General features: G+C 68.8%; 8 protein-coding genes. 1 reads left to right on the top strand and 7 read right to left on the bottom strand.

Annotated elements, in window-relative coordinates:
• Nucleotides 1-149 precede the first annotated feature (149 nt).
• From EV643_RS40935 to EV643_RS40920, 3 genes are all read right to left on the bottom strand, one after another.
• The gene (locus tag EV643_RS40935) at nt 150-2,816 is read right to left on the bottom strand and encodes a ComEC/Rec2 family competence protein (RefSeq protein ID WP_238166152.1); all 2,667 of its coding nucleotides are present in this window, start codon (nt 2,814-2,816) and stop codon (nt 150-152) included.
• Nucleotides 2,803-3,600, bottom strand: a complete 798-nt coding sequence (locus EV643_RS40925) for a ComEA family DNA-binding protein (protein WP_238166153.1) — start codon at nt 3,598-3,600, stop codon at nt 2,803-2,805. The genes EV643_RS40935 and EV643_RS40925 overlap by 14 nt, the downstream gene beginning before the upstream one ends.
• A gap of 321 nt (nt 3,601-3,921) precedes the next feature.
• Nucleotides 3,922-4,764: a DegV family protein gene (locus EV643_RS40920; protein ID WP_133805623.1), complete on the bottom strand. Its 843-nt coding sequence runs from the start codon at nt 4,762-4,764 to the stop codon at nt 3,922-3,924.
• Between the two features lie 53 nt (nt 4,765-4,817).
• Here EV643_RS40920 and EV643_RS40915 point away from each other — a divergent pair, with 53 nt between their 5' ends.
• Nucleotides 4,818-5,333, top strand: coding sequence for a pyridoxamine 5'-phosphate oxidase family protein (locus EV643_RS40915; protein WP_133805622.1), 516 nt, complete (start codon nt 4,818-4,820; stop codon nt 5,331-5,333).
• 557 nt (nt 5,334-5,890) lie between these two features.
• Here EV643_RS40915 and EV643_RS40910 read toward each other — a convergent pair.
• From EV643_RS40910 to leuS, 4 genes are all read right to left on the bottom strand, one after another.
• The gene (locus EV643_RS40910) at nt 5,891-8,461 is read right to left on the bottom strand and encodes an ATP-binding protein (RefSeq protein WP_370452438.1); all 2,571 of its coding nucleotides are present in this window, start codon (nt 8,459-8,461) and stop codon (nt 5,891-5,893) included.
• 177 nt (nt 8,462-8,638) lie between these two features.
• On the bottom strand, nt 8,639-8,845 hold the full coding sequence (locus EV643_RS40905) for a hypothetical protein (protein ID WP_133805620.1): 207 nt from the start codon (nt 8,843-8,845) through the stop codon (nt 8,639-8,641).
• Between the two features lie 101 nt (nt 8,846-8,946).
• Nucleotides 8,947-9,366, bottom strand: coding sequence for a YjbQ family protein (locus EV643_RS40900; RefSeq protein ID WP_133805619.1), 420 nt, complete (start codon nt 9,364-9,366; stop codon nt 8,947-8,949).
• Nucleotides 9,367-9,378: 12 nt separating this feature from the next.
• On the bottom strand, nt 9,379-11,847 hold the full coding sequence (gene leuS, locus EV643_RS40895; protein ID WP_202870009.1) for a leucine--tRNA ligase: 2,469 nt from the start codon (nt 11,845-11,847) through the stop codon (nt 9,379-9,381).
• Nucleotides 11,848-12,022: the final 175 nt, after the last annotated feature.

Raw genomic sequence — 12,022 nt, 5'->3', positions numbered from 1 at the left:
GTGATCGCGTTCATGTGTCTAGATTAGAACGCATGTTCGATCCAATCAAATCGAGAGGCGGCTGTCGTGGGCGGGAATCTGCTGCTCTGGTTGGGACTTCTAAGCTGTTGGTTGCTCTTAGCAAGTAATCGTGGACGGTGTCCAGATCGTCAGGGTGAAGGGCCGTTGGAGGTGGTGGCTAGGTGGCCGGAGATGGTTGTGACTGCGACAGATCCCTTGGTGTCTGTTCTTGCGACTGTCATGCCTTGGCGGGTTAGGAGGTCGAGCGTTCGGGGGGCGGGGTGGCCGTAGTCGTTGTCGCGGCCGGCGGAGATCAGGGCGAGGCGGGCATGGGTAGCGGCCAGAAAGGTGGGGTCTTGTTGGGCGGAACCGTGGTGCGGGACCTTGAGGACGTCGGCGGTCAGGTCGGGGTGGGTGGCGAGGATGGCGCGCTGGGATTCGGGTTCGAGGTCGCCGGTGAGGAGGATGCGGACTCCGGCTGTCTCGACCAAGAGAGTGATGCTGGCGTTGTTCTCGGGTGAGCCTTCGGTGGTGGACGTCGCGGTGGAGCCTGGTCCGGGCAGAGCGGGGATTCGGGCGGGCCAGAGGGTGGTCCAAGTGAGAGGGCCGATCGAGCGGTGTTCGCGGAAGGTGATGGGACGGATGGGGATGCGGTGCGTGGTGGCGAGGTCGAGGACGCGGCGGTGTTCGGCGGGTGGGGACAGGTACGGCGTCACCTCGATCTCGTCGATCCGGCGGCCGTGGATCGCGCCGGCCAGACCGCCTGCGTGGTCGGCGTGGAAATGGGTGAGGACCAGGACGGGGATGTGGTGAATGCCGAGGTCGCGGAGGCAGCGGTCCATCGGAGTGGGGTCGGGGCCGGTGTCGATGACGACGGCTGAGCCCGGTCCGACGCGGAGTACCAGGCCGTCGCCCTGGCCGACGTCACACATGACGAGTACCCAGTCCTTCGGGGGCCAGCCGACGCGGCCGACGGGACGCAGTACGAGGACGGCCAGGAGGGCGATCGCCAGGAGCATGGCGATTGGGTGGGCCAGGATTCGGTGGAGGCCGAGGACCAGTGCAAGGCAGAGCAAGGTGAGTACGGCGACTCCGAGGACGGTGGCCGGCCAGTGGTTGGTGGCGCCGGGGAGGTCGGCGCCGTTCTCGGCGATGAGGATGATCCAGCGAGCCGGCCAGCTCGCGAGCCAGCCGGCCAGGCGGGCGAGGTCGGCGCTGAGCAGGGCGATACCGGCCGCGCCGAAGCCGATGATGGTTGCGGGGCCGACTGCTGGACCGGCGAAGAGGTTCGCGGCGACCGCGACCATTGAGACTTGGCCGGACAGCCAGGCGACGACCGGAGTACAGGCCAGCTGTGCGGCGAGCGGGCAGGAGATCGCTTCGGCCACCCGCACCGGCAACCAGGCCGCCAAGGCATCTCGCCAGCCTGGTCCGAGGAGGACGATTCCGGCGGTTGCCAGTACCGACAAGGCGAATCCGGCGGATCGGGCGAGTGAGGTGTCGAGGAGGAGCAAGGCGATCACGGCGACCGACAGACTCCGTACTGCGCGTCGTTGGCCGCGGGCGCTGGTCATCGCTGCGAGTGCGACCAGTCCCATCGCCGCGGCACGCAGGACACTCGGTTGGGGACGGGCGAGTACTACGAACACGACGACCATCACCACACCTACGACGGTCAGGCCGCGTGCTCGTACTCCGATGAGGCGGGCCAGTGGGAGTACGAATGCCAGGAGGAGTGTGAGGTTGGTGCCCGAGACCGCCGAGAGGTGAGTCAACCCGGTGGTCTCGAAGTCTTCGACGAGGTCTGCGGGGAGGGCTGATTCGTCGCCCATGACAAGTGCGGGGACCAGGCCGCGCACGTCTGTCGGCTGTCCCGCGACCGATTCTCGCAGGCCGGCGCGGACGTGTTCGGCGGCGCGGAGCCACCAGGGTGGTTCGTCGAGGGCATGTGGGGAAGCGCGGGCGGAGAGCATCGCGGCGACGTCGGAACCTGGGTCGACGGGGCTGAGGCGGCCACGGGTCTCTACGTGCTGACCGAGGCGGACGTGCTGCCAGGCCGGTGAGCCGATCACCAGGATCGGGCTGCGGACTCGGGTGGTCTCTCCTTTGCTGGTGATCTCTTGGACGGTCGCCCGGATGACTACGTAGGGCGGGCGGCGGGCGCCTGGGGTGCTTCTGATTGTTGGGTCGCTGGTGAGTTTCAGGCGGAGCTTTGCGGTGGAGTTGGAGGCGGCCAGGTCTGTTACCGGGCCGCTGTTGAGCTTCTTGACCTGCAGTGCGGCTGCGCAGGCCATGGCTGCGATCACTGCGGCTATGGCGAGCCAGGTGGAGAGGTGAGGGACGCGGTGACGGGTGGAGACGTGGCGGAGGTGGTGACGAACGCCTTGGCGCGTGGGGAGGTGGCGTGTGGAGAGGTGGCGGAGGTGGTCGCGGGTGGGGAGGTGACGTGTGGAGAGGTGGCGGAGGTGGTCGCGGGTGGGGAGATGGCGACGGCGGAGGTGGGTGGAGATGGCTGTCAGGGCTAGGCCGAGGGCTGTGGCAGAGGCGGCGGTGATGAAGGAGACGTGGGATGGCTGGGCGGTGAGGACTGCTGCGGTGAGCCAACTCGCTGTCGCCGGCAGGAGGAGGCGGGCGTCGATCGGATGCTCGGGCTCGGTCTGGTCTGCGGTCGGCTGGTCCGCGGTCGGCTGGTCCGCAGTCGGCTGGTCCGCAGTCGGCTGGTCCGCAGTCGGCTGGTCCGCAGTCGGCTGGTCTGCAGTCGGGGGGTCTGGGGTGGGGTGGTCGGGGGCGGGCTTGTGGCGGTCAGATGCGGACATGGGGTTTGAGGGAGTCGAACTTCTTTTGGCCTACGCCGGGGACCTCTTGGAGTTGGTCGATGGTGGTGAAGGGGCCGTTCTGGGTGCGGTAGTCGAGGATTCGTTGGGCTAGGACGGGGCCTACGCCTGGGAGGGTTTCTAGTTGGGCGAGGGTCGCGGTGTTCAGGTCGACCTGGGTGGGTGAGGTGGGGGCTCCTGGTTGGGTGGTGCCGGGTGGGAGGGCGTTGGATTGAGAGCTTGCGGTTAGGCCGACGAGGATCTGTTCGCCGTCGGTGAGGGGGCGGGCGAGGTTGAGGGTGGTCAGGTCGGTGCCGGGGAGGGGGCCGCCGGCGGCGGTGAGGGCGTCGGCTACTCGGGCGCCGGGGTGGGTGCGGATCAGGCCGGGTTTTCGGACCTTGCCAGCTACGTGGACGACGATCGCGGGTGGGGTGCTGGTGGGTGACGATCCCGGAGAGGGTTGGGTGGATGGAGCGGCTACTGGGGAGCCGGTGGTGAGGGTTGCCGGGGGTTGGGGGTTGGGGACTTGGTGGGGGCGGGAGCGTAGTACGGAACAGCCGGCCCAGAGGAGGCCGATGAGGAGGACCAGGGAGATCACCGCGACGTGGCGTGGGGTCAGGGTCCAGCGGGTGCCGCGGAGGCGGTCGGGTAGGACGGGGTCGGGGATCCAGCCACCTCGCACTTGTTCCTCCCGTTCGTCGGCCGGTCTCGCGGGCACCGCGGCGCGCAGCCGGGCCAGCGAGCGCTGGCGGTCGGCCGGGTCCGGGGCTGGAGGTCGGCGGGACATCTTCACGTCAGGGAAGGTACGGGTGAAGTGCCGTCCGGCCGGACGAATCTTCGAGCCTGTGGACAGACGTGAGGAGAGGAGCCGGCGGAGGCGCGAGGCGAAGGGGCGCGGTGCGGAGGCACGGGTACGGGTGGCCGGGGCGCGGTGCGGAGGCACGGGTCCGGGTGGCCGGGGCGCCGTGCGCAGGTGACGCGGGCGCAGGTGACGCGGGCGCAGGTGACGCGGGCGCAGGTGACGCGGGCGCAGGATGGCTGGGGGCGGGCGCAGGGTCTGGAGCGCAGGTGGCGCGAGCTCGGGTTGGGGCGGGTTGGGGTGCGTGGGTTAGTGGGGGGCTACTACTACCGCCAGGAGGCCGGGGCCTACGTGGGCGCCTATTACTGCGCCTACTTCTCGGAGGACTATTTCGTCGGCTTCGGGGAGGCGGTCGGAGAGGCCGTCGGCGAGGGTTTGGGCTTTGTCGAGGTTGGCCAGGTGGTGGACGGCTACCTGGACTGGGCCGGTGCCGGCGCGTTGGACGGCTATGTCGGCAAGGCGGGCGATGGCTCGGCTCGAGGTGCGTACCTTCTCCAGCGGGATGATGCGGCCGCCGCTGATGGTGAGGAGGGGTTTCACGGCCAGGGCGGTGCCGAGGAGGGCTTGGGCGGCGCCGATTCGGCCGCCGCGGCGGAGGTACTCGAGGGTGTCCACGTAGAAGTAGGCGGAGACCGTGGCCATCCGGGCTCGCGCGGCCGCCTCGACCTCAAACTGGGTCGCGCCTTCGGCGGCGGCTGCGGCGGCCGCCAGGACGGGGAAGCCCAGGCCCATCCCCAGTGAGCGGGAGTCGACGACCCGGACCGGGATCGGGGACTCCTTCGCGCCGATCATGGCTGCCTCGAAGGTGCCGGACATGTCGCCGGACAAGTGGATCGACACGATCGAGGAGGCGCCGGCGTCCGCACAGGCGGCGTACGTGTCGGTGAAGGTTTGTGGTGCCGGCCGGCTGGTCGATACGGGGGTGAAGGTCTTGAGCGCCTCGGCGACCGCGTACGCGCTGGTGGCGCCGTCGTCGTACGACGTGCCGCCGATCACCACCTGCAGGGGTACGACGGTCAGCGGGTGGCGGAGCACCTCGTGCGCCGACAGCCCCGCGGTGGAGTCCGTGACGACGTGCACGTGGGCTGACATGGAGCGAGGTTACCGGACAGTTTTCGTCGGCGCCTGGTGTCAGACTCCGAAGAATGAAGGAGACCAGCGAGGAACTCACCGAACTGCAGCGGCTCCTCGACGCTGCCTATGGGCGCTCCACCGAGCATCTGCGCGCCATCATCACCGACAAGCGCCGCCTGGACGCGAACGACCTGGCCCAGGTCCTGACTGGCCTGTGCACGCTCAACCTGGCCACCGTGACCGCCCACAACGAGCCCCGGATCAGCGCGGTCGACGGTCACTTCCTGCACGCGCGCTGGGTGTTCACCACGGCCGGGAGCGCGGCCAAGGCGCAACACCTGCGGGTCAGGCCCGCGGCCAGCATCTCGTACGTCGACGGCGAGCGGATCGGCGTGTTCAGCCACGGCACGGTGGAGTTCCTCACCCCGGAGCACCCGGATTTCGAAGAGATCGAGGAGCACCTCACCGCGCACTATGGCAGCTCCCCGTCGAGCTGGGGCCCGGACATCGTCTACTGCCGGCTACAGCCGCACTGGATGGTCGGCTACGCCTTCGACAAGGCCGCAGTCCTGACCCCAAGGACATGACGAAACGACGAGAGGGCGGCCAAACCCCTCCAATGGCCGCCGCCCCCGCCGGTAGCTGACTCCCCCCTGGTTGTCAGCTCAAATGCGCTAGCCCGGGGAGCCCCAGCGGCCGACCCACCGGCAGGCGTCCAACCCTGCGCGGTAGTCGGATCGGCCGGGCCGGCACTCGTCCCCTGTGTCGTGTGCTCGGCCGCTGCTGGGACTCCGCCCCGGGGGCCTGTGCCCTGACGGTGCACGGCACCCGGCGTGAGGTAGGACAGGTCCGCACGACGCAGCACTCCGGAGCTCTCGACCACCGTTCGGCGCCCCCACCGTCCAGCCGTCGGAGTCCCTCCGCGTCGCTTCAACCAGGCCCGAAATCTTCCCCGGCAGTACGGTGCACCGCGGTTGCCTCGCCATCGGTGACCACCCCAATTCGCTGCCCAGTGATGCCCGAGCCCGGCATCGGTCTCTGTCTCGTGGAACCTGTCCTACTGGGCTCAATCTTGGTTCCGGCCGCTATGTCAGGACGAGGCAGAACTACCGGTAGTTACCCCGGCAGCTTCAGCGAAGCAGCGTCATGAAAGGGCAGTGAGTACGTCGTCCGCCAGCCGACGTACGGCCTCCGCGGGGTCCGCCGAGGGCCAACCCGAAGCCTCCGAAGCGGTCTTGCACGACTCCTGCAGGATGGCCCAGGCAGACGGCAGCATCGGCGGGTCCATCGTCCGCTGCCACGCCAGCAACTGACCACAGAGCGTGTCCGCCTCCGCGGATTGCCCCGCTGCATGCAGTACTGCGACCGCCTCGGGCAGCACGTCCAGGAGATAGACCACACGGCCCTCGACCAGCAGACGGCTCACCGCATCCTTGATCGAGGCACGCGCCAGCACGAGGTCCCCCGAGCGCCGGGCCAGCCGACTCCGGTACAGCATCACCAGGTAGTCGAAGTACCCCCGGTGTCCGCGGATGTCCGCGTCGGCCTCGTCCAGCAGCGCCTGCGCCTCGGCGTACCGGCCCTCGTGGTACTCGACCATCGCCAGGCAGCCGGCCACCTTCGTCCGCTCCGGGTCGTCGGACGCCTGGATCTCCCGGGCCAGCTCCGCGAACCGCCGCGCCTCCCCCAGATCCCCCAACTCCAGCGAGATCCGGCTGAGCGCCAGGTACCCGATCTCGTCCGGGTAGACGCCCGGATTCGCCAGCGCCGCCTCCCACGCCAGCAGCAACTCCTTGGCCTCCGGCAGCCGTCCCCACCGCGCCAGGGCGAGTCCGCAGATCGCCTGCACCGTCGTGGACCGCTGGACGTTCCCGTGCTCACGCGCGTCGGCGACCAGCGGAGGTATCTCGGCCAGAATCAACGTGTTCAGCAACAGCGACCCCGACGACACCCATCCCCCGCGCGCGACGAGTCCCATCTCGGACGTAGGCGCGATCAGTGTCCGTGCCTCGCCGTAGTGCCGCCGGGCCGCGCGGACGTCACCGGTGAGGTTCGACAACCGGCCGGCGATGGCCAGCAGCATCCCGCTGACCTCTTTGTCCTCGACGTTCTCCGCGCACTCGCCGGCCCACCGGATTCCCGTCTGCGCCACACTCGCCTGGTACTGCCAAGCGATCCGGAACCCGAGCACGATCTGCGCCGCCTGGTCCCACTCCCCCAGCTCCGCGGCCCGCTCCAGCGCCACCTCGAAGGTCGCCGAGTTCGCGTTCGCCGCGCGGTACCGGCGGTCCCGGTCCGGGCTCGCCCAGGCGCCCTCCAGCCCCTTCACGTACTCCGAACACCAGGCGACCGCACGATCGCGGAACACCGCCAGGTCGTCGTCCTGCGAGGACAACCCGGCGTACGCGTGCTCGCGGATCGTCTCCAGCATCTTGTACCGCGCACCGTAGAGCTGCTCGAACTCCGGTACCGGCTGCAACAACGACTTGTCCACCAGCTCGGCCAGCAGCATCGGCACGTCCAGTGGGTCGATCGGCGCACCCGTGCAGATCCCGGCCACCGCGTCCAGCGTGAACGGCGACCCCAGCATCGACGCGCGGTACAGCAACTGCCGGGCCGCATCCGACAACGTGTCCACGCTCCACGCGATCGTGTCGGCCAGCGTGCGCTGATGCGGCGCCCCGAACCGTCGCGGCCCCGACAGCAACCGGAACCTGTCGTCCAGCGCGGCCAGGATCGTCTCGACCGACAACGAGCCGGCCCGCGCGGCCGCCAACTCCAGTGCGAGCGGCAACCCGTCCAGCCGCTGGCAGAGCCGGGCCACTGTGGTCGCGTTCTCCGGGGTCAGCTCGAAGTCCCGCCGGACCCGACCCGCCCGTCGGACGAACATCTCCACCGCCGGGCTCGCCGCGATCTCGTCCAGGTCCTTGTCGTTCGCCGGTACGCCGAGCACCTGGACCCGGCGTACGACCTCGTCCGGCAGACCGAGCGGGATCCGGGACGTGACCAGCACGCCGATCCCGGGGAAGCTGCGGACCATCCGGTTGGCAACGGTGGCCACTCCGTCGAGTACGTGTTCGGCGTTGTCCTCCACGATCACCAGGTCGCCGGGTTTCCGGCCGGACAACACATCGTCCAGGTCCGACGTACCAGGCGCCGTCCCGAACGCGTCGAGGATCGCGGACGGTACGGCGGCGTCGCGCTGCACCGTGGTCAGGTCGACGACGACAACGGTGGTCTCCGCGCCCGAGAACCGGTCCGCCGCGGCCAGCGCCAGCTCGGTCTTGCCGACCCCACCCGGTCCGACCAGGGTGACCAGGCGGTTCTGCCGGAGCAGGTCCTCCAGCTCGAGCAGTTCCTCCTCACGACCGACCAGCCCGTCCGGGATCGGCCTGGTCCCGCGCCAGCGCAACCCGATCGGCGCCGGGTCGGCCACCGAGACGACCGGGCGCACGATGGCGTGCCCAGCGGCGGCCAGGAACCTCTCCGCATCGCCTTCCTGCAGGCCGAGACCCTTGGCGAGCAGCCGGACGGAATCCTTCCGGGGCCGCGCCACCCGGCCAGCCTCCAGCTCGCGGATGGTCCGCACGCTCAGCCCGGCGCGCTCGGCCAGCTCCTCCTGGGAGAGGCCCGCCTGGACCCTCAGGTCGAGCAACAGATCGGCGAAACTGCGCCGTCCGTCAGCCCGGCCATCCGTGTCCGACAAGCCCGTCACCCCTTCAGAGCCTCACCTGTCCACCGCACAACATAGCGTGACAGGGGCTCGGATAACGGACGCACCCGGTGCGTCGACGGTCACACCACCCGGCCGGCACCGATCGAACAGAAGCCCACAAAAAGGTTGAAAATCAAAAATGACAACGTCACTCCTGACGTCGCAAGAATGCGCGACTCAGGCGCTGAATCGGACTGTTTCCGAAGAATTGTCAGTTTGGTAGAGCGGGAGCACCGACGACCACTCCTCGATCCGCGCACTGGTCGCCGCTCGACCATGGTCGGCATTCAGAACGCTGCCGTCGCAGATACTCCGGGTGGCCCGGACGATCAGCTCGGTACCGACACCGAGCCAGTGTTCGCGCAGGGATTCGAATGCCGCCATGCAGAGTATTCAAGCCCAAATGTGTTTCGCCGGAGTAACGCAACCCGCAACATCACGATAAGTAAGACAAATGCGGAAATGCGGGGTTACCCGGTAGTCCCTTAACCGGGCAGCCAGGACAGCCGGACCTGCCGTTGCGGATTGTCGACGTTGGTGTCGACCAGGCAGATCGACTGCCAGGTGCCCAGCATCAGCCGGCCGTCGAGGACGGGGACCGACGCGTACGGCGGGATCAGCGCGGGCAGCACGTGATCCCGGCCGTGCCCGGGCGTGCCGTGCCGGTGCTGCCAGCCGAAGTCGCGCGGCAGCAGCTTCTCGAGCACGGCGATCAGATCGGTGTCGCTGCCCGCCCCGGTCTCCAGGATCGCGATCCCGGCCGTCGCGTGCGGCACGAACACGTGCAGCAGTCCGTCACCCTGAGCCTGATGGGCCTCAGCAGTGACGAACTGCTCGCACCGGCTGGTCAGGTCGAAGACGACCTCGCGGCTCCCGGTCCCGACGTCGATCAGCTCAGAACGCATCTGAGCAGCCTGTCAGGCCGGGACGATGTTGACCAGCTTCGGCGCGCGCACGATCACCTTGCGCAGACCGCGACCGTCCAGCGCCTTCTGTACCGCGTCGGAGGCCAGCGCCAACTGCTCCAGGTCGGCGTCGGAGATGTCCGGCGCGACCTCCAGCCGGTCCTTCACCTTGCCGGCGATCTGGACCACACAGGTGACCGAGTCCTGGACCAGCAGCGCCGGGTCCACCGTCGGCCAGCCCGCCTTCGCGACGGTCGCCTCGTGGCCCAGGTTCTCCCACATGTCCTCGGCCGTGTACGGCGCGACCAGGCTCAGCAGCACCGCCACCGTCTCGACGGCCTCACGAACCGCCGGGTCGGCCGCACCCGGGCCGGAGTCGATCGCCTTGCGGGTGGCGTTCACCAGCTCCATGATCCGGGCCACCATCACGTTGAACCGGTGCGACTCGACCAGCTCGGTCGCGTCGGCCACGGTGCGGTGGGTGATCTTGCGCAGCGCCTGGTCTCCGGTGGCGGGATCCGTACCGACCGGGGCCTCGACCACACCGCTCAGCCGCCAGGCGCGCTGCAGGAACTTGAGCGAGCCTCCCGGCGACATGTCGGCCCAGTCGATGTCGTCGTCGGGCGGGCCGGCGAACACCATCGTCAGCCGGACCGCGTCCACGCCGAACTCGTCCAGCTGGTCGCCCAGGTTGACCCCGTTGCCCAGCGACTTGCTCATCGCCTTGCCCTGGTTGATCACCTGGCCCTGGTTCAGCAACCGCGTGAACGGCTCGATCGCGGTCAGCAGACCCATGTCGTGCAGCGCCTTGACGAAGAAACGCGCGTACAGGAGATGCAGTACCGCGTGCTCCTTGCCGCCGACGTACTGGTACACGGGCATCCAGCGCTCGGCGGCCTCGGGGTCGAACGGGCCGTCGGTGTACTCCGGCGACATGTAGCGCAGGAAATACCAGGACGAGTCGACGAAGGTGTCCATCGTGTCGGTGTCGCGCTCGGCGGGACCACCGCACTTCGGGCACTCCACCTCGACCCAGTCCCGGGCGGCCGCCAGCGGCGAGACCCCCTTCGGCGCCAGGTCCGCGCCACGCAAATCGGGCAGCTCCATCGGCAGCTGGTCGTCCGGTACCGGCACCTCACCGCAGGAACCGCAGTGGATGATCGGGATCGGGCAGCCCCAGTAACGCTGCCGGCTCAGCAGCCAGTCGCGCAGCCGGTAGTTGATCGTCCGCTCGCCCAGGCCCTTGCTCTCCAGCCAGTCGATGATCGTCGACTTGGCCTCGGCGATCGGCAGGCCGTCCAGGCTGATCTCGTCGTTGGCGCTGTTGATGGCCGGGCCCTCGCCGGTGTACGCCTTGCCGTCGAAGCCGTCCTCCGGCTGCACGGTCCGTACGATCGGCAGCCCGAACTTCTCCGCGAACTCCCAGTCCCGGGTGTCCTGGCCCGGCACCGCCATGATCGCGCCGGTGCCGTAGTCGGCCAGCACGTAGTCGGCCGCCCAGATCGGGATCCGCTCACCGGTCACCGGGTTGATCGCGTACGAGCCCAGGAAGACGCCGGTCTTGTCCCGCTCGGTACTCAGCCGCTCGATCTCGGTCTCGCCCTTGACCTTCGCCAGATAGGTGTCGAAGGCCTCCTGCTGGTCCGGCGTCACCAGCTCCGCGGCCAGCTTGGCATCCGGCGCGACCACCATGAAGGTGGCGCCGAACAGCGTGTCCGGCCGGGTGGTGAAGACCCGGATCGGATCGGCGTGACCCTCGACGGTGAAGTCCGCGAACGCGCCCTCCGACCGGCCGATCCAGTTCCGCTGCTGCAGCAGGATCTCCTCCGGCCACTGCAGCTGGTCCATGTCGTCCAGCAGCCGCTGCGCGTAGTCGGTGGTCTTGAAGTACCACTGGGTCAGCTCGCGCTTGGTGACCTCGAACCCGCACCGCTCACAGCGTCCCTGGACCACCTGCTCGTTGGCCAGCACGGTCTGGTCGTTCGGGCACCAGTTCACGTACGACGCCTTGCGGTACGCCAGGCCGCGCTCGTAGAACCGCAGGAACAGCCACTGGGTCCAGCGGTAGTACTCCGGGTCCGACGTGTGCAGCCGGCGCGACCAGTCGAAGCTCAGCGCGTACCGCCGGATCGACTCCGCCTGGGTCTCGATGTTGGCGTAGGTGTACGTCGCCGGGTGCTCGTTGCGCTTGATCGCGGCGTTCTCGGCGGGCAGGCCGAACGAGTCCCAGCCGATCGGGTTCAGCACGTCGTACCCCTGCTGGAACCAGAACCGGGCCAGCACGTCGTGCAGCGCGAACACCTCGCCGTGGCCCATGTGCAGGTCGCCAGACGGGTAGGAGAACATCGTCAGCGCATAGCGGCGCTCGGCCGAGCCGTCGTCCCTGGCCTTGAAGGGGTCGAGCTTCTCCCAGACCGGCCGCCACTTGGCCTGCACGGCGTTGAAGTCGTACCCGCCCCGGTCGATCGGGGCGTCCTCCACCTGCTCGCTCACGGTCCTACTCCTGCGCTTCGTGTGTTGTTGAGCCTAAATGTGCCAGAAGGGCATCCCAGACATGACTGTGCCCCTAAAAAGAAGATGCCCCTCGCTCAGGAGGGGTCGCCGCACTGACCGGCGCGTCGGCGCCTTGATGCCAGTACGGCTAACTAAGGAGCAG

The sequence above is a fragment of the Kribbella caucasensis genome (genome assembly GCF_004361855.1).
Taxonomy (GTDB): domain Bacteria; phylum Actinomycetota; class Actinomycetes; order Propionibacteriales; family Kribbellaceae; genus Kribbella; species Kribbella caucasensis.
The sequence above is the reverse complement of the archived record's forward strand: the minus strand, read 5'-3'. Positions and strand labels throughout refer to the sequence as shown.